Raw genomic sequence first — 25,048 nt, forward strand, 5'->3', positions numbered from 1 at the left:
AGCTTTTTAATTTTGTTCCGATGGTTCGGAGGATTTGTTTCCTCCCCGATGAAATAACTTCCCGGCAATCTCCTTGCCCTTGCTACCCGCATAGTTCATCGCATTTCGTGCGTGTCCTCCGGCGAAACCGCCGACGGCTCCACCCACGGCACCTGCGATACCTGCACCCTTTGAAGCAGCAAGTCCCACGTTCTTGCCATAGTTCCCTGCACCTCCCGCTTGGATAATCCAACCGGCAACGGTGGGAACGGTAAAGTAGCCGATGATACCGATGATCATAAAGACCAAATACACACCGTTCGAGGCATCTATGGAATAGGTCGGGTCGTTCTGTAACTGTGTGATGTCGTGCTTGAGCATCAGTTCCTGGATTTTTGCCAGCATCGAACTGAACAAGTCCGCCACGGGCAGCCAGAAATAGATGGAGACATACCTCGTAATCCATTGCGTGAGGGTACTCTGAAAACCGTCCCATACGGAGATGGCGAAGGCTATCGGTCCCAAGATGGAGAGGACAATCAGGAAGAAAGTCCTGAGCGTGTCGATGAGCAGGGCGGAAGCGGCGAAGAGCAGTTCCAAAAACTCCCGCACCATATTACGGAACCATTTTTTGAAGTTGTACATACTGCGTTCCACATACATCCCTGCCATCGTTGCCATATCCGAAGGCGAAAGACCGAGTTCATCTATTTTTTTATCGAACTCCTCGTTGCTCACCAAGTAGGCGGTCTCCGGGTCACGCACCATTGACTCATACTCTATCTTGTCCCGCATCTTGCGGTACTCGTCCATCTTGAAGGTTTGCGTCTCCATCATCTTGTGCGTTCCCTGCACGACGGGACTGAGCACACCGTTGATGGTGTCCAAGACCATCGGGAAAAAGAGAATGCAGAGACCGAGAGCGAACGGACGGAGCAGTGGATAGACGTCGATAGGCTCGGCACGGGCAAGCGTCTGCCATATCCTGAGTGCCACATAGAAGAGAGCACCCAAGCCCGCAATTCCCTTTGCAACGGCAATCATGTCGCCGCACATGGGCATCATCTCCGTATAAAGCGAACGGAGCACCTGATGCAGATTGTCAAATTCCGCTCCCATGGCTACCAGTATCTTTCGTTGTCCGTCCCGTACAGGTCAAGTACCCTGTCCGCATCCTTCTTCGCCTTGGCTCTGAGGTAACTCACGGAGATGTTCTTGTTGGTGTAGTAGCGCACGAGGTTGCGGTAGTCCCTCACCTCCTTGTAGCAGTGGTCCACCACGTCCATACGCTCCTTGTCGGTCATCTTCAGTGTGGTGATGTTCACCACCTGTTTCAGTTCCTTGAGCAGGTTGTTGCTCTCTCCGAGCAGTTTGGTATAGCCGTTGGCAATGGCTATCAGTTCCTCCGGTCGGAAGTTCGGGTCGGAGAGCATCTTCTTGTAGTTGTTCACATAGATGTCGGAGATTTCCCCGACCATCAGAATGGTCTCCTTTACCCTTTGGGCATCACGAACGAGGTCGTTCACCTTTTTCAGGGCATCGTAGTACTTCTTGCTCTCATTGTAGAGCTTCTCCACCTCCTTGAAGTTGTCGAGCGTGTTCTTGACCGTCTTGGAGGTCTGCACGATTTCCTTGGTGGTGTTGATGATGCTCTGTGCAAGGTTGGTGGGGTCTGTGACCACCCACTGGGCGTGTGCGCTACCTGCCATGAGACAACCGCACGCCATAAGCATTAAAATTTTCTTTCTCATTTTACTTTGGATTTTAGTGAATGTTATTGTTGTCTAATTCTCTTCGGCAAGTTGCCTGACGGCAAGCTCCATGTTGCCGCCAAGTTGCTCGGCTCTGGCAAGCACACGCATCTTCTCCGTCTCTTCCGTCGTGTAGGTGAGGTATTCGGCTTTCGACACTTCCGTGGCATAGACGGCGGACTGTACGCCACCCAGCCCAATCCACACCTCCTTGTATAACCTTGTGGCATCGTTGCTCTGGTTGATGGAGAGTATCTGCCCCCGTTCCTTGTCCGTCAGTCCCAAGAGTTCCTGTATCTGATCGAACTTGTTCATGTACTTGCGCTGGTCAAGCAGTATCTTGCAGTCGGAATTGTTGATGATACTTTCCTTGACAATGGGCGACTGGATGATGTCGTCCACCTCCTGTGTAACCACGACCGCCTCGCCGAAGAATTTTCTTACCGTTTTGTAGAGGTATTTTATATATCCCGCCATATTTGCGGACGCAATCGCCTTCCAAGCCTCCTCGATAAGGATGACTTTCCGTATTCCCTTCAGCCGTCGCATCTTGTTGATGAAGAGTTCCATAATGATGATGGTCGTGATGGGGAAAAGGATGGGATGATCCTTTATCGCGTCGATTTCGAAGACGATAAAGCGGGCGTTCAAGAGATCGAGCTGCTTGTCCGAGTTCAATAGATAGTCGTATTCTCCACCCTTATAGTACGGCTCCAGCACGTTGAGAAAATTAGCCAAGTCAAAATCCTTTTCCCTGACCTTCTTATCATGGAGCAAAGTCGCATAATCGGTAGTGAGAAACTCATAAAAGCTGTTGAATGAGGGTACGATGCCGTCGTCCGTCTTGATACGTTCGATAAAGAGCGACACGGCATTGGAGAGGGCGACCTCCTCCGAGCGTGTGGCAGGTTCGTTATCCTTCTTCCAAAGGGTCAGCAGCAATGTCTTGATGCTCTCGCGCTTCTCCACGTCGAACACCTTGTCCGGTGTATAGAACGGGTTGAAGCTGATGGGGCTTTCGTCCGTGTAGGTGAAATAGACCCCGTCCTCACCCTGCGTCTTGTGGCGTATCATCTCGCACAGCCCCTGATAGCTGTTTCCCGTGTCCACTAAGACGATATGGGTATTCTGTTCCCAGTACTGCCTCAAGAGATGGTTGGTGAAAAACGACTTACCGCTGCCCGAGGGTCCCAAGATGAACTTGTTACGGTTCGTGATGATGCCTTTCTTCATCGGCAGGTCGGAGATGTCAAGGTGAATCGGCTTGCCGCTGCGGTCTGCCATCTTGATGCCGAACGGTGAGAGCGAATCTTGGTAGTTGGTCTCCTCGTTGAAGAAGCAGACCGCCTGTTCGATGAAGGTGTAGAAACTCTCTTCGGCGGGGAAGTCGGCTTCATTGCCCGGGATGCCTGCCCAAAAGAGCGTAGGCACGTCCACGGTGTTGTGCCGTGGCTTGCACTCCATCAAGGCAAGCTGGCTGCCCACGTCGTTGCGGATACATCGGAGTTCCTCGCCGTCCTCGCTCCATGCCAGCACGTTGCAGTGGCAGCGGACGGAGGTAAGCCCAAAGCTGTGCGCCTCATTCAGATACTCGTCTATCCACTGCTTATTGATCTGGTTGCTTCGGCTGTAGCGGGAGAGCGAGTACATGTTCCGTGCATTCTTCTCAAAGCGTTGCAGGTTCTCCGCACTGTCGTCAATGAGCACATACTGGTTGTAGATATGGCTGCACGGCAGCAACAGTCCCACGGGTGCGGCAAAGGAAAGGCGGCAGTCGCTGCGGTCAGTGGATAAACGCTCATAGCGCATATCCGTGCCTACCAGCCCGGGCAGGTCTTCCGTATCGGAAAGGGTATGCAGGCAGAGTCGCTTATCACCGATACGCATTTGGTCGGCTTTGAGGTCGATGTCCTCCAAAACCGTCGTGTCGGAGAGGGACAGCGAGAAATACTTCTCAATCAGTCCCGGTGTCTCCGCCGTCCCGATAATCTCCTCGTCCGTTAGGCGAGAGAGGCGAATAAAACCGCTTTCGTTCATAATCCGCTCGAATTGCTCGGTCGCTTCGAGGAACTTGCGGGCAGTATCCTTGTCCCGTACCTCCTTGGGGATGATATGTCCTCGGCAGAGGGTGGAGAAGTTGCTTTGCTGCCGGTTGCGGTTCTTGGTCGTCTTGGTCAGGAACAGATAGCAGGCGTGATTCAAGAACGGTCGCTCATTGAAGTGTCGCTCGAAACTGCGGGAGAGGAAACTCATCTCCTCCTTTTGCAAGTCCGGACGGTAGCCCTCCTTGACAAACCAATCCTGCTTGTGTACGACGCTGTAGGTCGGCAACACCTTGATTGCCTTTACCCAAGAAGAATGGATAGAGGCATACTCCGCACTCGTCACCGTATAGAGTTCGGGCAAGTCCACACGGAAAGCGACCGTGATGTCGGCGTCCTTCGAGATGATGCAGCCCTCTTCGACGGCAAGCAGCGGGAAGCGGTTTTCCAGCGTGGTGGCTTTCAGTACGTTTCTCATTCTTTGTCCTCCTTTCCTTTGTTTGTTCTTTTACGTTCTCTTCTCTTTCGTCTTGGCAGCTCCTTGTACCGTAGCAGACGGGGAATGCGTCGTCGGTTGATGAGGTAACGGGGATGGCTGTGCAGCGCGGAACGCTTCATCAGGCCGTGTTCCCCATACTTCCTGTTCAGGGAGAAGGTCTGCCACACCAAGATGGCTGCGGCAGTACCTCCGAATCCGATACAAATCCATTGATTGACACCCGCCATGTAGAGGATGACAAACAGCACGAAGAGGGCGAGCAGCCCTCCTGCGAAGATGAACAGGTATTGGCTTTTGAGTCCCTGAAACTCTACCGAACGACCGATCCCCTTGTTGATGGGATAGGTCTCCATAGGCTTAGAGGAAGAAACTTCTTAAAATGGTGGCTGCGACAATAAGGAAGATACAGGCTCCAAACCAGCTTGCAGCGGTTTTCGAAGTGTCCGGGTCGCCTGACGAGAACTTTGAATAGACCTTTACCCCGCCGATAAGTCCCACGACCGCACCGATGGCGTAGATGAGTTTCGTGGCAGGGTCAAAATAGGACGTTACCATGTTGGTGGCTTGGTTGATGCCCGACAAGCCGTTGCCTTGGGCAAAGGCGGAATAGGCGGAAAGCAGCAGAACGGCTGCGATAAGAAAATGTCTTTTGGTCATAAATCTTTGTTTTGTGCCGAGAGGATTGGATATGTTCTCTCGACGGGTGAATACTGTTGTTACTTTCGGATTTCAGTGGTGGCTTCTCTCGTATGTCAGCCGTACTCTTTTTCTTTCATCGTCTTTGACTGTTTAATGGGTTTGTTACTATTTGCCCTTGCCCTCAGAGGGAACATAAAGCTCTTCAAAACGGTTGCGGACAATATCGTCTATCGTGGAAGAACGAACTTTGTCGCTTCGGAGTGTTTCCATCAGACGAGTGCCTTCCAATTCGGTCAATGTCTCACCGGCTCTTTGTCGCTCCGCTATGGAAGAGGCGTTTCGGTGTATGACCGACAAGGCTTCCTGCACCCGTGCAAAGTCAATTCCTCCGTCGTATGTCTCCTTTTCAGCGTTCGGCACTGCCACTTCGACCTCTTCCTCTTCTCCTGCCGTTGCCCCATCCGTTTCATACCAGAGGGGAACATCGTCGATTTCAGGAAGTCCTCCCGTATCTCCGGAGTGCTCGTTTCCGTTTTCCATGGCAAATGTAGAACTCTTTTTCCCCGTAGAATCGACTTCCGGATAACTGCGTACTTGTGGCTTCGAGTGGCATATTTGAAAGCGACTTTTACCGATGATTTCAGCCTCGGAAACCTCTTCTGTGAGATCTTCCCTTTTGGCTTTTCGTCTTGCCATTCTCTTTCTCCGTTCGTATCCAAAGAATAGAAGCAAATATAGGAGATAGAGCAGGAATGCTATAAAAACTACTCGGAACATAGGCGGGAGATGATTTCGAGTAGTTCTTTTCCCAAACTATCGGCAAGCCGACCTGATGTTCCGCCTCTTGGAGAACGGAGCGTGCAGATACCCGCCTTGCCGTCAGCGAAGCATGGACGGAAATGTTTGGAATATGGCAAGGAGGTCTGCATAAGTACAGCTCCCGTCTCATCGGCAAGCGTTCGACAGCGTTCTTGGACTTCTTCTTTTTCCCAAGAGCCGACCATGTTACGAAGCAGGCAGAGTTCCTTGATGCTTCCCTTGCCCATGGTTAATACCTGTTCGCCTACAATCTCAATGAAGCGGCGGACGGCATCGGCATCCATCGGATTACCCGTAACGGGAAAGATGACCGCATCCATACGGGTCAATAACTCCACCGTACCTTCGGTTCGCATCAATGGCGGCAGGTCGAAAAAGATACACTTGGGGCGAATTCCCGTATTGAGTCGCTCTGCTTCCTTCCATGTTTTTGCTATGGGGACACAAACAATTGGATAGGGTTGAAGCCATAATGGTTGCCGCATCATATTTTTGAGGCACTTATCGGAAAATCCTTGCTTATTTTGTCCCTCAGTTTCTTTTCCCCTTAGGTAAGCCGTCGTATAGAGCGGATAATTGCAGTCTATTACCGCAACGCTGTATCCTAAATGATAATGAAGGGTACTTGCCGCAAGTACGGTAAGCGTGGTTTTGCCGACACCTCCCAAAGGGGATGCAATGGCGATGTGAATCGGATTGCTCATGATTTTTCTTTTGATGGGTGAATACTATATCTTGATAAATTTGCTGTAATCGAAGTTCCCGGACTGAACCGCCTTGTGAGCTTGATTCATGACACGTTCCAGCAGTTCATGGATACGTCCGCCGGCAACTTTCTCTATCTCTTGGAGCATCGGTGAATCGTGCAACTTACAGATGGTTTCTGCCGCTTTGACCTCTTCCTCTATGGGAACCTCCTTACGGGACAGGACACTTCCCATGTGGTGCAGTTCTTTCGCAGTGATACTTTCTGAGAGAGAATGGCTTTCTCCCTCAAACTCCACCTGAACGTACTCCTCTTCACTCTCCATATCCAGAAGTTCCGAAGATAGAACAGGCTTGCTATTCTCCTCGTCCTCCTCTTCGGGTGTTATGGGAAGTTCGGCCAACAGGACATTCTCCTCTTGTACGAACTCCCGCTTGGGAATACGTATAGTAACAACGACTTTGTCTTTTCCCCGTTCCTTAAAGAAGAGTCTTAAGTCTTGATAGAGTCGCTTGGCTTTTCGATAGAGGTCGTACAGGAAACGCACGACCTGCACGCTGCCGAGATAGGCTAAGCCGACCAGCAGCAGAATGAAAAATGTCTGTTTCATGTCACAATAATTTCTTGAAATTCTGTTCGCTTAACCGGTTGATTTCTTCCTTGTAGTCCTCTAAATGTTTGAGGAGGATATTTTCGACATACATTCCCAGCGTCATTTCCCGCTTCCTGATGAAGAGGACAATCTCCGCCAGCTTATCCTGCAATTCTTTGGAGATGTAGATAGCCTTTCGGTCAAACAAATCATTGCGGTGCATGAAGAGTGATACATAGTCTCCCTTGGCGACATTCCTGCGACGGGTACGAATGGGAGAATGGAATTCTTCCGCCGTTTCTTGGGGTACTTCAGTCATATCGTTTTTCTTTTCCTCGACTGTGGCTGATGCAGCCATCTCACTCTCTTTCTTTTTCATCGGGATACCCTGTGAAATCAATTCCCGAATGGCTACGGGATCGACCTTTCCTTTATTCTTCTCTGCCATAATCTTCTGTTCTAATGATGTTAAGAATATCTTCTACAAGTTCTTTCAATTTGCTGCCTCGCAAAAGGGTGCGGGAAGGAGGAAAGATGGTGGAACGAAACAGTGTCGCCCCATTATCTGTCGCCTCTTTCTTATAGCGTGTCGTATTGGGGACAGCAGTCGGCAAAAGAGGAAGTCCCAATTCGGCAATCACTGTTTCGTACAGCGCATAGAGCGGTGTCTTCTCCCTGCCGTCCACCATGTTCCAGAAAAGGTATATCCCTTTATTCTCCGTCTGTGGATTGTCGGTGATGCCTGTCTTGATGACGGAGGCAAAACTCAGGGTACTCTCCAACGAGATACGGTCTGCGGAGATCGGCGTAAAGATGTAATCCATTCCGGAGAGCGTGTTCACCACACCATCGTTGTTGATGGTGCCGGGCAGGTCAAAGAAGACGAAATCCGTATCCGCTTCATTCGTTTCCAGATATTCCCTGACTGTTTCCACGGCTGTATCTGCCGTTGAACATAGAATGGTGTATGTGGACTTAGACCCACCGGAGAACTGGGCGACAGCCAATTCCTGCAGCGATGGGTTGCGTTCCAAGCCTTGTGCATCACGCTGACGCATGGCATTGATGCTGAATTGCGGATAATCGCAATCCACGACAATCAGATTATACCCGCAAACATAGTGCAGGTAACTTGCTGCCAAGACCGTGAAGGTCGTTTTGCCGACACCACCCTTCTGAGTGGAGAAGGCGATAAAAACAGGTTTCTTTTTCATTTCATTTTCTGTTTAATGGTTTTACATATATGGATGGGAAGGTGTATGCACACCTTGTTTTACTCCTCTGAAAAGGCAGATGGGGAATTGCCGCCATAAGGAAATGGATTTCCATGTGGGCATACCGCCGGAGGCTTTGATAAGGGAATAGAGCCTTACTTGGAGGGGGATTTCCCTCCTTGCCTAAGTATCGGAAAACATGACGGGGGATACACTTGCATACATCCTCCCGCACGTCTCCCATTGTACACTTGTGCAAGTATATACGGAGCTGCTGCCCTATGCCCATTCTCATTCCTATTGCCATACCCTTGGTTGCCTGTTCAAGTAGCTACAAACAGGTGTTTAGACTTGTGGAAGTTGGTATGCCCTCCTACCGGTGAACACCTGTCTGACGGGGCAAATATAGATGTCTTTCAAGCTGTTTTCGCCCCCTTTTTACTAAGTGCGTACTTGTGGCTTCGATTTGGTTGTTTATGGCTTCGTTGCTTGTAACTAACTTATACACAATAGGTAGTAACTTTGCACCCAAGCGATGAGCCGGTGCATTGAAGGCATTAGGAGATATTCTTTTCGAGAAGGTAACGCACCGTCCTTCGGGACGGATTTATTTGCGTCCGTGCAAATAGCAAGGTATGTCTTATGCTGCACGACTTCGTTTTTGCAGCATAAAACCCTTGCTCTTGCAGAGAGCTGAAAAAACTCCGAAGTCGTTTTTTCTTGATAAGAAGAATGCGATGCCTCAAATGCCGGTGATGTCGTGAAACACTAAAATCCATAGTAAACAAATGAGACAAAAGGAAATGAGGAGTATAAGCTCCAAAGAGAAGACGGAGAAGCGTGTTTCCGTTAATTTCACGCCTACCGAATTTGCACAATTCCTATCTATGAAGGAAGTGGCAGGTGTTCAGAGTTTATCGGCATTCATCAAGGCAAGAGTTTTCAACGAGACCTTTCGGGTGATAAAAGTGGATCGCTCGTTGCTCGATTATTATCAGAAACTGACGACTTTGTACGGACAATTTCGCAGTGTCGGAGTGAATTATAATCAAACTGTAGTCGCTTTGAAAAGCAATTTTACGGAGAAGAAAGCCTTTGCGATGCTCGCCAAGTTGGAGAAAATGACACTCGAATTGGCGGTCATCGGAGGGGAAATTGTGCAATTAACCCGAGAATTTCAAGAGAAATGGTCGCAAAAATAAGTTACGGAAGCTCACTATATGGGGCATTGGCGTACAATGGAGAGAAGGTAAACGAAGGTGTAGCAAAGATCTTGGAGACGAATAAGGTGTTCTGTCCTGCCGATGGTGGGCATGATATTACTGCTTGCATGCAAGACTTTATGGCATATATGCCAAGCCAAATTCGCACGAAAAAGCCCATTATTCATATCTCCCTGAACCCGCATCCCGATGACAAGCTCTCCGATGAACAGTTCTCCGTCATTGCATTGGAGTATATTGAGAAGATGGGTTATGGCAATCAGCCTTTCGTGGTCTATAAGCATGAGGACATAGACCGGCATCATCTACACATCGTGACCTTGGCAGTGGATGAGACGGGACGGAAGATTAACGATGGGAATAACTTCTACGCCAGCAAGCGTATCACACGGGAGATGGAGCAAAAGTATGGATTACACCCTGCCGACAGGAAACAATTCAAGGAAGCGTTTCGCTTGCGGAAAGTCCGTCCCGAAGAGGGAAGCCTTAAAAAGCAACTGGTTTCGGTCATCAAACCGGCAGCCAAATTCTACCATTGTCCGAGTTTCAAAGAATACCGAACCTTGCTTTCCACCTATAATATATGTGTGGAGGAAGTTAAGGGAGAAGTACACGGAAAGCCTTACAACGGGCTGGTCTATTTTGTCACGGATGAAAATGGCAAAAAGTTTGGAAATCCATTCAAGTCCTCGGTCTTTGGGAAATCTGTCGGATATGAAGCCCTGCAAAACCGATTCAAGACTGCCAAAGAAAAGTTGAAAGAGAAACAGCTTGCACCTAAAACCAAGTGGGGCGTGGAACAGGCTATGAATCGTTCAGCCACAAGAGAGGATTTTAGGGATAATCTCCATCGCAAGGGTATTGATGTACTCTTCCGTGAAAACGAAGAAGGTAGGCTCTATGGCATCACCTTCATAGACCACAATAACGGATGTGTGGTCAATGGCTCACGATTGGGCAAGGAACTTTCGGCGAATGCCGTAGCAGAATGGTTCGACCGTCCGCACCCCGAACTGTCCGATTCTATACAGCAGAGTGAAAAAAGTAGTCTTTCCCAAACCTCGAACTCGGATGAAGACTCCGTATTGGGAGGTCTGCTTGACCTGCCGTTGGAGGCTCACGGTACGGATTGGGAGGAAGAGCAGTTCAGAAGAAGAATGCAGCGTAAGAAAAGAAAACATCGTAAACTCTAAAAACAACAGACTATGTCACAACAAGAAGATGATTTGAGGGCACTGGCGAAAATTATGGATTTTCTGCGTGCCGTAAGTATTATTTTGGTAGTTGCCCACCTCTATTGGTATTGTTACGAAACCATCAAACTATGGGGACTGAACATCGGTGTGGTGGACAGGATACTGATGAATTTCCATCGCACGGCGGGGCTGTTCGGCAACATGCTTTATACCAAACTCTTTGCGCTGGTACTGATGGGTCTTTCCTGTCTGGGCACGAAAGGCGTGAAAGAGGAGCACATCACTTGGGCGAAAATAGGAGCATTCATGGGCATCGGCTTTGTCTTTTTCTTCCTTAATTGGTGGATACTCGCCTTGCCACTACCCATAGAGGCGAATGCGGCTCTCTATACTTTTACGATAACCGTAGGGTATGTTTGTCTGCTGATGGCGGGACTCTATATGAGCCGGCTCTTGAAGAACAACCTGATGGAGGATGTCTTCAATCAGGAAAACGAATCCTTTATGCAGGAGACAAGGCTATTGGAAAACGAGTACTCGGTCAATCTGCCGACCCGTTTCTATTATCGTAAGAAGTGGAACAAGGGTTGGATAAACGTGGTCAATCCTTTCCGTGCGGTATCCGTCTTGGGAACACCGGGCAGCGGCAAGTCCTATGCCATCATCAACAATTTCATCAAGCAGCAGATTGAGAAAGGCTTTGCGTTATACTGTTATGATTTCAAGTATCCCGACCTCTCCACGATTGTGTATAATCATCTGCTGCATCATTCAAATGGCTATAAGGTCAAGCCGAAGTTTTATGTGATCAACTTCGATGACCCGAGACGGTCGCACCGCTGCAATCCGATACACCCCGATTTCATGAGCGACATATCGGATGCCTATGAATCGGCTTATACGATTATGCTCAACCTGAACAAAACGTGGGTGCAGAAGCAGGGGGATTTCTTCGTGGAGTCGCCCATCGTCCTCTTTGCCGCCATCATCTGGTATCTCCGCATCTTTGAAGGTGGCAAGTACTGCACCTTTCCGCACGCCATTGAGTTTCTCTGCCGCAAGTACGAGGATATTTTCCCGATACTCACCTCTTATCCTGAATTGGAGAACTATCTTTCTCCTTTCATGGACGCTTGGCTCGGAGGGGCGGCAGACCAGTTGCAAGGACAGATAGCCTCTGCCAAGATACCGCTGTCAAGGATGATCAGTCCGCAACTCTATTGGATTATGACGGGAGATGATTTTACATTGGACATCAACAATCCCCAAGCTCCCAAAATCCTATGTGTGGGAAACAATCCCGACAGGCAGAACATCTATGGGGCGGCATTGGGATTGTACAATTCGCGCATTGTCAAACTCATCAATAAGAAAGGAATGCTGAAAAGTTCGGTGCTGATAGACGAGTTGCCTACCATCTATTTCAAGGGATTGGACAACCTGATTGCCACCGCACGAAGCAACAAAGTGGCGGTTTGTTTAGGTTTTCAGGACTTCTCCCAGTTGAAGCGGGATTATGGAGACAAGGAAGCTGCCGTGGTAATGAACACGGTCGGGAACATTTTTTCGGGACAGGTGGTCGGTGAGACGGCAAAGACGCTCTCGGAGAGGTTTGGCAAGGTGCTTCAGAAACGGCAGAGTATGAGCATCACCCGTAGCGACAAGACCACTTCCATCTCCACACAGATGGACAGCCTGATACCTCAGAGCAAAATTTCCACACTCACGCAAGGTATGTTTGTAGGAGCGGTTGCCGATAATTTCTCCGAACGCATCGAACAGAAGATTTTCCACTGTGAGATTGTGGTGGACAATGCGAGGGTGGCAAGGGAAACGGCAGCCTATCGTCCGATACCTGTTCTTACTGACTTTACAAATGAAGATGGAGAGGATATGATGGAACAGGAGATAAAGGCGAACTATGACCGTGTCAAGACGGAGGTGCGGGAAATCGTGGAGCGAGAGTTGCTACGGATAGCTAATGATCCCGAACTATCCAAGCTCTTAACTACCAAGAAATCATAAAAATAAGTGGTAATTTTCTTGGCTCAACAAGTGGATTTTTGTATTTTTGAAGTCGTAAGAATTTGAATCAGATGAATTGCTTTAATCACATAGAACAGCCGGCGATAGCCCGATGTTCCGATTGCGGAAAGGGACTTTGCCCTGAATGTGCAGAAAGGTATGTGCCGATACTTTGCACGCCTTGTTTTCAAAAGAGAAGACAAGGCGAGAAGTGGAGGAGCGTATGTAGTTTGTTACTCTTGGCAGCTCTGTTTGCCATAGGTTTCAAGTGGAACTTTTTGGCGACCAAAGGTTTTGAGGATATGCGATGGATGTCCGGATATACGCTAATGGCGATATGGTCGGGCTATCTCTTTGTGGAAAAGTACATTCCTTATAAAATGGTAGCAGGGACAAACGGGCAGTGGATAGTTTACTACATCCTCAAACTCCTCCTCTTTGTTGTCATCGGAGTCTTTACCGCTCCTTTTACCTGCTTGTGGGCAGTGTTCAGGGTCATAAAGGCTTTTCGGTAAGAGGTACAAGCATACTATAAAGAAGAAAGAATATGAGTACGCACAATATACCGCTCACATCGGCGGAATACCTGAGTTTTAAGGAAGAGATAACAAAGCGAATCCGCTCTGCACAGTATGAGGCATTGAAAGCCGTCAATAAGGAAATGATAACTCTCTATTGGGAGATAGGCAGACGAATTACCGAACAGCAGAAGGCTCTCGGTTGGGGAAAATCCGTTGTGGAAAACCTCTCACAGGACATACAAAAAGAGTTCCCGGGAATCAAGGGCTTCGGAGTTTCCAATATGTGGGACATGGCACGATTTTACGCAGAATATCAATCGAACGAAATTCTCCAACCATTAGTTGGAGAAATTAGCTGGTCGAAGCATATCGTTATTCTGACTAAGTGCAAGGAGACGCAGCAGAGACAGTTCTATATTCTGGCGACTAAGAAATACGGTTGGACTAAGGATGTGCTGATACACAAGATAGAACTGAAAACATATGAGAACTTTTTGCTCGGACAAAGCAACTTTGATACCACGCTGCCCGAAAACATCCGCAACCAAGCGGTGCTTGCCGTAAAAGACGAGTATATGCTGGATTTTATCGGACTGGGAGAGGAACATTCGGAATATGAGTTGGAACAGGCTATCATCAAGAATATCCGCTCTTTTCTGATGGAGTTCGGAACGGACTTTTCTTTTATGGGAAACCAATACCGATTGGAAGTGGATGGCAGGGAGTACTTCATCGACCTGCTGCTTTACAACCGACGCTTGCAGGCAATGATTGCAGTGGAACTGAAAATCGGAGAGTTCAAGCCTGAATATAAAGGAAAGATGGAGTTTTATCTCAATGTACTGAATGATACCGTGAGGCTCCCGCATGAAAATCCTGCCATCGGCATTATCATCTGTAAATCCAAGAGCCGAACGATTGTAGAATATGCCCTCAAAACTTCTACAATGCCTATCGGGGTGGCAACATACAGCCTATCACCCGAATTGCCGGAGGCATACAAGGAACTGCTTCCAACCTCAGAGGCTATAGCCCAAAAGTTGGAAGTGCTTATCAAAGAATGAATGAAGGGAGATATTCCGAATCTGGAATATCTCCCTTTTGATTTACCGCTTCTTGAACTTGCCGCCTTTCAGGTCGCTCTCCACCATACGCTTATTGAGTTTCTCACGGAGTTCGTCAAGGAAATAAGTGCGGCTGTCATCTTTGCGACGCTTCATATTCATATATACGTTGTAGCAGTTCTTTATCTCTATCCCGAAGAGTTCGGAAAGGGCGTCTGCCAATTCTTCCACGCCTATTTCTCCGTTGTTGATACAGTCGCAGGTGTCGAGAGCATAAAGGAGTTCCACTAAATCTGTCGCTTTGCCTGTCCAACGGAGATTGCTGACAGACTTCTGCGGAGCAGGGAACAATCCATGCAACCGCATATCTAGCAGTTTCAGTTCTGTGTCAATGACAAAGAGTAACTCCGATACATTTTTCCCCCATTTCGACTGTTAATCCAGTTCTCGCGTGGATAATCTGCAATTGAAATCGAGTGTAATGCAAGGTTCTAAATAATGAACATACTTTTCTCTCTGTGGCTACGAGCTTTAAGATTTCTCTTATTAAGCAAGCAGTAGCTTTCGTTGTATTTTCAGAGAGTAGCATTTTAAAAGAGTTCTTTTTTACGAGTCTTTTCATATTCCTAATCTATGAATGGTTTTACTATTCTTCTGAAAGAGTAAATACATCTGAATAACATTGAATAGTCAAAACAGATGATAGAGCAAGAGATATGAAAAGAAGATTCTCATCAGGTGTTATCTTCGTTGCCCTTTTAATTTACGGGCAAAGTTCATATGTTTTATTGAGACAAAATATCCGTAAAAAGTATAGTGATACCCCTGTTAAGTTGAATTACAACGAATCAAGATATTGCTTGGGTTTTATCCTGTGATATTTGCAGAAAGCCTCCGTGAAATGACTGAGATTGGCATATCCAATTTTATAGCCTACTTCTGACACCGAGTAGAGGCGAGTGGAAAGCAGTCGTTTTGCCCATTCCATCTTTTCGGATAGGGCATATTCGGCGATAGCTTTTCCAATAACCTGCTTGAAGCACTTTTGTAATTTGGAACTGCTCATATTAGCTTCACGCGCCAATTCGGGAATACTCGGTACATCACTGAGACTTTGAAGAATCTGGCGACGAACACGGAATACTGATTCAACATCATTCAAGTTTAGGTTGGCAAGAGATTTTACTTCCGAACGTTTTTCGATCTTTTCAAAGTACATCGTCAGTAATTCCATAGTTTTTCCATGCAAATGAAGCGTTGAAAAAGGATTGTCGATTTCAGTTATTGATTTAATGTTATCCAAGACCTGTTGCATTGCAGGTGTAATTGTCTCAAACAAATAAAAAGCCTTGTCCGATTGGAGAAGCCGACCGATATAGGTTTCATATGCTGCATCAATCTTTTCAATCCAATCTTTATTGAAAGTCAGTGTAATATTTTCGTATCGTTTCTTTGGTGGAAAACTCCACTCAGTCGGAATGCTGCTTGAAGGCATAAAGATGCCATCGAGCGTGTCCACTCCGACCGTTTTAGTACTTGTTCCAATTATCTGCTCGTGCTTATGCTCATTGATATAGAACATCACAGGAATCCATTTCGACTTTTCCACCGAGCGACGTACCATAGTTATCGGCTCGTATGCTATGAAATTGATGTAAGTCAATGTGAGCCATGGCAGGGGATAATACTGTTTGAAAAATCCACTACCCATAGAAGAAGGAATAGTAAATCCATCGTTTATTACTGATGTACCAAATTGCTCGGCAACCATCTCCATCCAATCTTCGGGTTTGTTGATGGCACAAAATTCTATAGTCATATTTTATGTCTTTTTGCAAAGTTACAAACAAATACGGATAAAAACTCGAATTATCACAAGTTTTTATCCGTATTACTCTTAGAAAAGGACCAATAGCTCCATGAGAAATGTTTTTAATGGGAGCTTATTCAAATGCGATTAAACTTGAAGGTACTCCTATGGTGGTAACAACTGGTCTTTGCGAGCATTCCCCCGTTTTGGTATTGTAAGTATAGTATCCTGTGCCTTCTTTGCACGTCATACCAAAGACTATAAAATCCTTATATCGTGTACAAGCAAAAGCTCCCATGCTTGTGGTCAATGGAAGATCGAGTTTTTCGATGGTTTTATTCCAAAGATTGATTTTAACCGGTTGATAGTTGAAATCAAGAATTGATGATTGCATAAGGTCATTGTGTTGAGTGTAAGCAGGGATGTTAATACAAGCATATGCTATTCCACCTCCTGCATAATAGAACGGAAGGATATAGGCAGCATCAGTGTCTAGACCTGTTACTTTTGTTTTGGATAATTGGAAGTAATAATCCTTATCCCATTCATCAGTTCCTTTTTTTATACGTAAGAAGCCGTCTTTCAAAGGATTCATCCCATCCATGCCTATACTGTAGAAGTAGATGTCTCCATGTTCGTCCTTGATAGCCGAGGAATGACGAAAAAGTCCTACAGATGCAGTTCGATTGTCTTTAATTACCTTTTCTACCGTGTTTGTCTTCAAGTCAATGATGGCAACCTCTGCTCCCGTTCCGGGCCATGAGGTGTGAGGTGAATTTTTCTGATTAAGAGAGACGTAAAGTTTTCCATCACGGATTACATTGCATCCCGGGTCGGGATTATTGTCATTCGTTGCATATTTTGCAAGATCAATCTCATCTTTTTGCTGCATTGTTTGAGGATTGAATATGCCAATCTTCCCTCGTTTACTGAGCGATACATAGGCTGTTTCATTATTGAAGAAAGCAATTTCTCCCGGACGAGAGTCCTGCCCAAAAGTCATTGTCTGACCTTTCACCAAATGTCCTTTGGTATCTCTAGTGAATTGATGAATTTTATCGCCCCACACTCCTTCGGCAATCAATACTATATTGCCATGGACAAAGGGATAAGTACCGAAGCCGAACTCGTATGTATTTTTATTGTTGACCTCTTTCTGCAAGAGATCCGAGAATGTCCCCAAATAGTCGGTCTTTTGGTCAATCTGATTGATAAAGACAAAATGCTGCTGCACCTCTTGAGGGGTAGGCGTAGGTTCATCATTTTTGTTACAAGATGTCAGCCCTATGACGCCGACCAGCATAGCGGAAAAGGCTATGCGATTGAAAATTGTTGTATTCATCTTTTATATTTGTTAAATTAGAAAATTCCTTTCGAGAAGACGTACCTGAATTTGAGGTGGAATGTCCGTCCTGCCAATGGTTGGCGGAACTGGTCCCAGACCTCTTTGTTCATTATATTATGGCATTCCAAGGCTACGGAATATTTGTTTTTGTAGGTCAGTAGCAGACCTATGTCATTGACGAAACTGCGGGGAATACGTCGTTTCTGCAATTCGGTTAGTTCCCAGAAATAGAAGAACTCCTCAGTAAATTTGCCGTCCCAGAAAGCCTTGACATACCAATTCTTGAATAACCGGTCGCTGTGATACTCCGCCCCGAAGTTGGCGAATAAATAGGGAATGTTCGGCAGTCGCAATCCTTTTGTCGGATTGGGGGCTTGGGTACCGGGTAAATAGTTCAAGACATCGCGCACATCTTGATAAGTCAGATTTCCGTAGGCATAGACCGTTGGTGAGATGTCCAGTTTTAATTCGGTTTCTATACCTTTAATATGTACCTTTTCTGCGTTCACATATCCGGCTGCCATGTGCTGTTTCATCAGTTTTATCATATCACTTACCTGCATATAAAAGCCGTTCACTTCAAACTGCAATCGCGATAAGCCGAGTATGTCGTTTTTATCTATCAAGAAGCCCAGATTGAAGTTGTGGCTTTTCTCCGGTTTCAATCCAGCAGCAGGAAAGGTGATGATACCATCGCCGAACAACTCTTGCGAATTGGGGAGGCGTATTGCCCGCTGGTAAGATGCTTTCAGATGAAAACCTCTGAAAGGCTCGTATTTTATTGCCTCTATCCAGCCGATTTGTGAGGTCGTATTGTTCTTTTTCTTCGGAGCCTCAATCATCTCGTATGAAGTCAAATCTTCTATCTCGGAATGGAGGTGGAAATACTTTGCGGAGAGCATATTCGTCAGTTTCTTGTCAAAGAGTTTTGCCTCCCAAGTCAACCCCGATACGACACTGGTCTTTTTACTGGGAAATCCCCCGATGACAAAACCTGCATGCTGACTTGCAATGTTATCGCTCGGTTGTCTTCGTGCATAGTTAATGAGTGTGTTCAGATTCAAACTGTGATTGGCAGACAATCTGTAATCAAGATTGATACGTTCGTTGATTTCCAATCCTTTGTCGTTTGAGTTATGAGGGACGTCCCCCGTTTCTCCCATTCCGTTCGGACTCGGATATATGTTTCCCTCGAAATCGTGATTAACTCGTGCCGTATCCACAAAATTGTTTGTTGTATGCGAGAGGGAGAAATGGGACTCAAAGTGAAGGCGGTCGTTCAGCATTCCGCTTTTTATCAGTTTGTTTTCCAACATAAACATTCCTGATTGGTCTTCGGCGTGTTGTATGTTTTTTAAGATGCCTTGGATTTCATTGAAACGATTATAGTACCCGAACTCGGTACTAATCTCATTGAACCAAAGTTTCGTGAAAGCAATTTTTCCTTTCAACATATACGAACGAAAACGGTCATGGTCACGCCTTACCAACAGATTCTCTCTCTCGGGAACTCTGAAAGAGTAGTCATTCTTTGCAGATGTATAATAACCTCCCGCACCGAGCAGAATGCCACTCTTTGGAAAATTCTTGCGAGAGAAGACGCTTCCTTTGTGTGTTTGATAAGAACCTAATTCATACGAGGCATCTAAATAATCCGTACTAAACTCTTTCGTAACGATATTGACAGCGCCTCCCAATCCATCGCAACCGAAACGGGCAGGAATGATACTCTTATAGACTTCTATTCTTTCTATAATGTCTATCGGAATTTCATCAAGAGAAAAAGCCCCATCAGAAGTACTCATTGGTATTCCGTCCCATAAGATTTGAATGCGGTTTCCTTCCAATCCATGAACAATAATTCTCGAACTGCTCCCCAAACCACCGGTATGCCCGACTTTCAAACCTATGGTTTTATTCAAAACGGTTTCTAACGAAATAGATCTGCCTTGAAGTTCTTTCGCATTTATTACAGAAACTGCTTCAGGCGACTCTCTGAGAACTTGTGTTCTTGTTTTCCCAACTACGACTACATCTGCCAGCTCTGTTGATTCCGGGAGTAGTTTTATGGTATAACGCTTCCCATTTGCAGTAATCGTATCGGTAATAGACTGATAGCCGACATAACTTACCATAAGCATAAGTTTTTGATTACTTGATGCATTTAGTTTTGCAATGCCTTTCCTATTTGTAGTCGTACCATTCGTGTACGTTGGAGCATTCAAACCTTTCCATTGTATGGTGGCAAATTCTATGTTGTCTCCAGTCTCTGCATCAATAACTTTTATTTCAGTTGGTTGCAGTTGTGCAAACATAGGATAAGACCACAACAATAGAAATCCGACAATGAGCATTCTTTTATATAAATGGACTATTGAGCTGATTGACATATCTTATTTGTTTATGAAATTCTGTGCAAAGGTACTTACCTGCCGAGTAAATAAATACCCCCGCTGTTCACGCTTATGCCCCTGTTGTGTTTATATGCGTGCAAATTGTTGTTTGGGGGTAGTGTAATGCTTATCGGGGTTATTTTACCCATGTTCGTTGCCGTACCTTTGCAGCAGAAAAATCAAAACGACACATATATGGATAAACAAAAAGTCAGACCTCTTGATGAGGAACGGGAGAGCCGCAGTCTGCTCTCCAATGCAGTGGTCATATTGCACCTTATTTTTGGTACACTCCCTATACTGCTGGTAGTATGGGCAGTGGATAAGTTGATGAATGGCACGCTCTCTCCCATAATAGTTTCGGGTATTGGAGGAATAATGGTACTATTCGCACTGCTTCGGGGAGTATTCTATGGAACATCGATTTGGCGGGCACACCGGTCGGCTTACAATGCCCTTACACGATTGAGGTTGCGTATCATAAGTCATCTGCAACGCTTGCCACTCGGTTTCTTTCAAGAACGGAAAGTTGGCGAATTGGTGAATATTATCAACCACGATGTGGAACAAATTGAAATTTATTTAGCGCACGGATTACCTGAAATCCTTTCGGCTACGCTTTTTCCTGCCTTACTCTGGATAATCATTATGGTGTTGGACTGGCGTTTGGGGCTGTCGCTCATTTCTCTTTTGCCTGTAGCATTTCTTCTGCAAATGGCTGTCAAAACACTTTGGGGAAAGAACTTTCAACACTTTATGGAAAGTACGCAAAAAATGTCGGAAGACCTTTTGGAATATGTGGCTACCATATCGGTAATCAAGGCTTTCAGTAACGAGGAAAACAGAACGGTACGGGTACTTGGCGGTATGCGCGATTATATTCATTGGGTGAAGCGGAGCATGTTCAGCGTTACTGTTCCGATGGCGCTCATAACGATGTTCTTGGAAGGTGGTATCGTGGTAATGACCCTTGTCGGGCTATGGCTGATGACTTCGGGCGAACTGACGGTGGCACGTTTTATCCTTGCCCTGATATTGGGCGGACTATTCTCGTCCTCCTTTGCTAAGTTGGCAACATTCCAACATTTCCGAATCGTCTATGGTCAGTCGTTGGCAAAAGTACAGTCCATTACAGAGGTACAGACAAAGGAAACTGCGGACAAGAAAACAGATACGACACAGACGGATGTTTGTTTCGAGCATGTTACGTTCTCCTATCCAAACAAGGAAGACAATGCGCTGAAAGATGTATGTCTTCAATTTCCGAGAGGAAGCCATACTGCAATCGTGGGCGAATCCGGGTCGGGAAAAACCACGCTGGCAAGTTTGATGATGGGGTTCTGGCAACCCCAAACAGGTACTATACGACTGGGAGGAGAGAATATTACGGGACTCTCCGAACGTAATATCGCTGATTATTTTTCGATGGTACAGCAGGAGGTTTTTCTCTTTAACACAACCATTCGGGATAATATCCGTATAGGAAGACCAACCGCCACACAAAAGGAAGTGGAAATGGCAGCACAGCGTGCTCGTATTCATGATTTTATCATGGGCTTGCCGAATGGTTATGATACGCTGGCAGGCGAAGCCGGCGTAAAATTCTCCGGCGGAGAAAAACAGCGTATTTCCATTGCCCGAATATTGCTCAAAGACTCTCCAATAGTTATTCTCGATGAAGCTACTGCCGCATTGGACGGAGAGAATGAGAAACTAATTCAAGAAGCTCTTGATGAATTGCAGCGCAACAAGACCGTCATTGCGATTGCTCACCGTCTCAATACCATTCAGGATATGGAGCGTATTGTTGTGATGGACAAAGGGCAGGTTGTGTCGAAAGGAACACACCAAGAACTGATGAAAGACTGTTCTCTGTACCGCAATATGACGGAAACACAGGAACAAGTAAGTAAATGGCAATTAAAAGAAGAGGAGGAATAAGAATGGTACGCAATATACTGAATGAATTGACCGCTCGCGGAGTGCGGCATCTGATTATCTCCGCACTGTTTTTCGTGGTTTATGCCCTTTGCGGCACGGCGATAATGCTCACAGTCTTGTTTCTCATCAACCGTCATATACAGGGAGAAAGCATCTCTTTCATTTTGGCAGCATGGGTACTCGGCAGTCTGCTGGTCTTGAAAACCATATCCAATGCCATTGCCGATATGAGTAAGCATTTTGCCGGATTTGATCTTGTGGAACGTATCCGCGAGAAAATCATATTGAAACTGAAAATGTTTTCACTCGGTTTCTATACCAATGAGCGTCTGGGAGAGATAAGTACAGTCATTCACAAAGACGTCGATAATATGGAGATGGTTGTGGGTCATCTTTGGACGCGAATGTCCGCCGACTTCATTGTAGCTCTGATACTCGGCGTCGGGCTGTTCTGTGTGGACTGGCGCATGGGATTGACGATGGTTGCCATTCTTCCCATTGCCCTATTTTCTCTGTATCGGGGCATTCGTTCGGGAATGAAAGCACAGGAGGAGGCACAGGATAATCTGGCGGATATGGTCAGTCTCTTCGTGGAATATGTCAAGGGCATACCCGTGCTGAAAGTGTTTGGTGGAAAAGGAATGTTCCGTGACAGACTCGACCACTCTGTCAGTGAATTTGGAGAAAGCAGTAAGAATATTTCCCGTTTGGCTGCTGTAAGTGTGGGTAGATACACTTTTTTGATAGAATTGGCTTTCGCTCTGATGGCTACAATCGGTCTTTGGTGGACACAGCAAGGTGAACTTTCTCTTTTCGCTTATCTGATGTTCGTCATCGTCTCAAAAGAATTCTACAAGCCTTTTGTCAATATGGAAAGTCATTGGCTGAATTACATCAAGGTAAAGGACAGCTACGGACGCATTTCCCATTTGTTGAATGCCCCTGTTATCACCAATCCTGAACAGCCGAAAACAGCAACCCATTTCAATCTTTCCTTTGACAAAGTTGGTTTCCATTATGAGAAGGAAGGTTTTGAGATGAAAGATCTCACGTTCCATGTTCCCGAAGGAACGGTAACGGCACTTGTTGGCTCGTCAGGTTCTGGTAAAACAACCATTACCAACCTGTTACTCCGTTTCTGGGAACCGCAGACCGGCAGTATTCGTATCGGTGGTATAGACATTCGAGAAATGGACTATGATTATCTACTCGGTAAAATCAGTGTAGTGATGCAGAATGTTATTCTCTTTTCAGATACCATTGCCAATAATATCAAAGTGGGCAACCGCAATGCTACGCAGGAAGAAATCGAGGAAGCTGCACGACGGGCGATGATACACGATTTTATCGTCAGTCTGCCGGAAGGTTATGAAACAAAAATCGGAGAAAACGGTTTGGGACTATCTGGAGGGCAGAAACAAAGGCTTTCAATCGCCCGTGCGTTCCTAAAAGATGCTCCCATCATTCTTTTGGACGAGATAACGAGCAATGTCGATCCTGTCAATGAATATAAGATACAACAGGCGATGTCCGCCCTTATCCGAAATCGTACAGTTTTGGTCATAGCCCATCACCTGCAAACCATTCGCAATGCTAATCAGATTATCGTGATGGACAAGGGACGCATTGTAGAGAACGGGACGCATTCAGAACTTGCAGCAAAAGACGGAATGTACTGCAAACTATTGTCGATGCAATAATTTAATCAATAAAAAATATGGAGGTATGGTGTTGAGTCATACCTCTTTTTTTGCCACTTTCATCCATATCAATGCCACAAGTACGCAGTTATTTCCAACTGCTAATATGCACAGTTTCTTTGATTTACCTTTGTTCATACACCGCTGTTGGTGTCATTAAATACATTGTAATATGGACGAAAAAATCAAAGACCAAGAAGTCCTTTTGGTGAAAGACCCCAAGGACGAGAATCTCAAAGCCGTCTCAGGGACGGACGAGAAAGGCGGACTGAAAACTGTACCGCCTACCGCCGAACATGAGCAGAGTTTCTTGAAGTTCGACAAGCACAGCAACGCCTTGGAGAATTTCCTCTCCAACTTCATGCGGCAGTTCAAGAACCCCACACAATTTCACTTCTTCAAAGTCCCCTTCGAGGGTGTTGTTGCCAGCGCACGGGTTCTCGCCGAGATGCTCAAAGCTCCGGATGTCCCCTCCAACAAGGAGATGCTGGACTCTGCCCGTGTGATTCCTTCGGACTATGCAGGAGAGCAGAAGCGGACCTTTCAGGAGATAGACCCCGAGAAGATTGACTGGGAGCAGTTCTCCAAGATGGGCGTGAGCCGTGAGAGCCTTGAAAAGGGCAAGGAGCTTGAAGCCATGCTAAAATACCGAAAATCACCCCACCTTGTCCCCATCAGCGTAAAAATCGGAGACGTAGCTCTCCATACGGACGCACGCCTTTCATTACGTGAGACAGAGGACGGCAGATTTATCCCCGTTGTCCACGCCATCCGCAAGGAGCCTCAGTTGGAGCGGGAGTTCTTCGGGCACACCTTCACCGACGAGGACAAGAATGCCCTGAGAGAAACGGGCAACCTCGGACGTACCGTGGAACTGACCTTTCCCAATAGCGATAAACCCACCCGCAGTTTCGTGAGTATCGACCGACTGACCAACGACATCATCGCTTTGAGTGCCGATAAAGTTCGTATCCCTGATGAAATCAAGGGCGTAAAACTGAGCGAAGAGCAGAAGAAGGATTTGTCGGAAGGCAAGAGCATCTATGTGGAGGGAATGACAGCCAAGACGGGAAAGAGTTTCAACGCCAACCTCCAGTTCAACGCCGACAAGCGGGCAATTGAATTTCGTTTCGGCTCACCCAAGCAAAGCCAAGGACAGCAGCAAGACAGCCGTAAAGCAGAAAATCAGGAGAAGCGGCAAGGAGTCCGCATACCCAAGAAGTTGTTGGGAAGGGAGGTCTCGCCGGAAGAGCAAGCCAAGCTCAAGGAAGGCGGAACGGTCTATATGGAAGGCTTGAAAGACAAGCAGGGACAGCCGTTCAACGCATACGTCCGTGCCAACTTTGAGAAGGACAAGTTCGATTTCTTCAAATGGAATCCCGACAAGCCCCAAGCCAAAGAAGTTGTTCCCGACAACGCCTCCAAGACACAGGTAGCCGTCAATTCCGAAGGCAAGACCAACGAAGCGACGAAGCATGTGAAAGAGCCTCTGAAAGAAGGACAGACACAGCCCACCGCCGAGCAGAAAGAAGAGAAGCAGGAACAGAAGCGTTCCAAGGGAATGAAAATGTAATCCGCCACCACTAACA

Annotated in this window: 22 protein-coding genes; 8 read left to right on the top strand and 14 right to left on the bottom strand. The window is 46.5% G+C overall.

Going from position 1 to position 25,048, the window contains the following annotated elements:
- Positions 1–6: 6 nt before the first annotated feature.
- The 10 genes from traJ to NQ518_RS08010 all read right to left on the bottom strand — a co-directional run bounded on the left by traJ (position 7) and on the right by NQ518_RS08010 (position 8,241).
- On the bottom strand, positions 7–1,098 hold the full coding sequence (gene traJ / locus NQ518_RS07965; protein ID WP_036883445.1) for a conjugative transposon protein TraJ: 1,092 nt from the start codon (positions 1,096–1,098) through the stop codon (positions 7–9).
- A 2-nt stretch (positions 1,099–1,100) separates the two neighbouring features.
- On the bottom strand, positions 1,101–1,730 hold the full coding sequence (locus tag NQ518_RS07970) for a DUF4141 domain-containing protein (RefSeq protein WP_023058438.1): 630 nt from the start codon (positions 1,728–1,730) through the stop codon (positions 1,101–1,103).
- Between the two features lie 33 nt (positions 1,731–1,763).
- A complete protein-coding gene (locus NQ518_RS07975) occupies positions 1,764–4,250 on the bottom strand; it encodes a TraG family conjugative transposon ATPase (protein ID WP_023058394.1) in 2,487 nt (828 codons plus the stop codon).
- Positions 4,247–4,624, bottom strand: a complete 378-nt coding sequence (locus NQ518_RS07980) for a DUF4133 domain-containing protein (protein ID WP_023058419.1) — start codon at positions 4,622–4,624, stop codon at positions 4,247–4,249. Before NQ518_RS07980 ends, NQ518_RS07975 begins: the two co-directional genes overlap by 4 nt.
- 4 nt (positions 4,625–4,628) lie before the next feature.
- Positions 4,629–4,928, bottom strand: coding sequence for a DUF4134 domain-containing protein (locus NQ518_RS07985; RefSeq protein ID WP_004365102.1), 300 nt, complete (start codon positions 4,926–4,928; stop codon positions 4,629–4,631).
- Between the two features lie 147 nt (positions 4,929–5,075).
- Positions 5,076–5,687, bottom strand: a complete 612-nt coding sequence (locus NQ518_RS07990; protein WP_036873519.1) for a hypothetical protein — start codon at positions 5,685–5,687, stop codon at positions 5,076–5,078.
- Positions 5,675–6,433 carry a ParA family protein gene (locus NQ518_RS07995; protein WP_023058465.1) on the bottom strand — a complete coding sequence of 253 codons (759 nt, stop codon included), beginning with the start codon at positions 6,431–6,433 and terminating at the stop codon, positions 5,675–5,677. The genes NQ518_RS07990 and NQ518_RS07995 overlap by 13 nt, the downstream gene beginning before the upstream one ends.
- Before the next feature lie 24 nt (positions 6,434–6,457).
- Complete coding sequence (locus NQ518_RS08000) at positions 6,458–7,045, bottom strand: hypothetical protein (RefSeq protein WP_023058486.1); 588 nt, start codon at positions 7,043–7,045, stop codon at positions 6,458–6,460.
- A gap of 1 nt (position 7,046) precedes the next feature.
- Positions 7,047–7,475, bottom strand: a complete 429-nt coding sequence (locus tag NQ518_RS08005) for a DUF3408 domain-containing protein (protein WP_004365107.1) — start codon at positions 7,473–7,475, stop codon at positions 7,047–7,049.
- Positions 7,459–8,241 (bottom strand): ParA family protein, encoded by a 783-nt coding sequence (locus NQ518_RS08010; protein WP_023058466.1) that lies wholly within the window; start codon positions 8,239–8,241, stop codon positions 7,459–7,461. The genes NQ518_RS08005 and NQ518_RS08010 overlap by 17 nt, the downstream gene beginning before the upstream one ends.
- Positions 8,242–9,029: 788 nt before the next feature.
- On the opposite strand from NQ518_RS08010, the gene mobA reads away from it, so the two are divergent.
- The 5 genes from mobA (at position 9,030) to NQ518_RS08035 (ending at position 14,270) form a co-directional block, all read left to right on the top strand.
- Entirely contained in the window at positions 9,030–9,443 is a 414-nt protein-coding gene (gene mobA, locus NQ518_RS08015) for a conjugal transfer protein MobA (protein WP_036873522.1), read from the top strand.
- Positions 9,428–10,657, top strand: coding sequence for a conjugal transfer protein MobB (mobB, locus tag NQ518_RS08020; RefSeq protein WP_023058425.1), 1,230 nt, complete (start codon positions 9,428–9,430; stop codon positions 10,655–10,657). The genes mobA and mobB overlap by 16 nt, the downstream gene beginning before the upstream one ends.
- A gap of 12 nt (positions 10,658–10,669) precedes the next feature.
- Positions 10,670–12,685 carry a conjugal transfer protein MobC gene (mobC, locus tag NQ518_RS08025; RefSeq protein ID WP_023058402.1) on the top strand — a complete coding sequence of 672 codons (2,016 nt, stop codon included), beginning with the start codon at positions 10,670–10,672 and terminating at the stop codon, positions 12,683–12,685.
- 311 nt (positions 12,686–12,996) lie between these two features.
- A complete protein-coding gene (locus NQ518_RS13545; RefSeq protein WP_196491339.1) occupies positions 12,997–13,200 on the top strand; it encodes a permease of the drug/metabolite transporter in 204 nt (67 codons plus the stop codon).
- A gap of 32 nt (positions 13,201–13,232) precedes the next feature.
- Positions 13,233–14,270: a PDDEXK nuclease domain-containing protein gene (locus NQ518_RS08035; protein WP_023058422.1), complete on the top strand. Its 1,038-nt coding sequence runs from the start codon at positions 13,233–13,235 to the stop codon at positions 14,268–14,270.
- A 42-nt stretch (positions 14,271–14,312) separates the two neighbouring features.
- Here NQ518_RS08035 and NQ518_RS08040 read toward each other — a convergent pair whose 3' ends face one another.
- From NQ518_RS08040 to NQ518_RS08055, 4 genes are all read right to left on the bottom strand, one after another.
- On the bottom strand, positions 14,313–14,636 hold the full coding sequence (locus tag NQ518_RS08040; protein ID WP_023058485.1) for an RteC domain-containing protein: 324 nt from the start codon (positions 14,634–14,636) through the stop codon (positions 14,313–14,315).
- Positions 14,637–15,108: 472 nt separating this feature from the next.
- Positions 15,109–16,089, bottom strand: a complete 981-nt coding sequence (locus NQ518_RS08045) for a helix-turn-helix domain-containing protein (protein ID WP_023058437.1) — start codon at positions 16,087–16,089, stop codon at positions 15,109–15,111.
- A 124-nt stretch (positions 16,090–16,213) separates the two neighbouring features.
- Positions 16,214–17,422 carry an NHL repeat-containing protein gene (locus NQ518_RS08050; RefSeq protein ID WP_023058479.1) on the bottom strand — a complete coding sequence of 403 codons (1,209 nt, stop codon included), beginning with the start codon at positions 17,420–17,422 and terminating at the stop codon, positions 16,214–16,216.
- Positions 17,423–17,439: 17 nt separating this feature from the next.
- Positions 17,440–19,815 carry a TonB-dependent receptor gene (locus NQ518_RS08055; protein WP_036873531.1) on the bottom strand — a complete coding sequence of 792 codons (2,376 nt, stop codon included), beginning with the start codon at positions 19,813–19,815 and terminating at the stop codon, positions 17,440–17,442.
- A 198-nt stretch (positions 19,816–20,013) separates the two neighbouring features.
- On the opposite strand from NQ518_RS08055, the gene NQ518_RS08060 reads away from it, so the two are divergent.
- The 3 genes from NQ518_RS08060 (at position 20,014) to NQ518_RS08070 (ending at position 25,032) form a co-directional block, all read left to right on the top strand.
- Positions 20,014–21,759, top strand: a complete 1,746-nt coding sequence (locus NQ518_RS08060) for an ABC transporter ATP-binding protein (RefSeq protein WP_227962332.1) — start codon at positions 20,014–20,016, stop codon at positions 21,757–21,759.
- 2 nt (positions 21,760–21,761) lie between these two features.
- Entirely contained in the window at positions 21,762–23,459 is a 1,698-nt protein-coding gene (locus NQ518_RS08065) for an ABC transporter ATP-binding protein (protein ID WP_023058494.1), read from the top strand.
- Between the two features lie 172 nt (positions 23,460–23,631).
- Entirely contained in the window at positions 23,632–25,032 is a 1,401-nt protein-coding gene (locus tag NQ518_RS08070) for a DUF3945 domain-containing protein (RefSeq protein ID WP_023058451.1), read from the top strand.
- Positions 25,033–25,048 lie beyond the last annotated feature (16 nt).

This window comes from Hoylesella buccalis ATCC 35310, from assembly GCF_025151385.1.
GTDB lineage: Bacteria > Bacteroidota > Bacteroidia > Bacteroidales > Bacteroidaceae > Prevotella > Prevotella buccalis.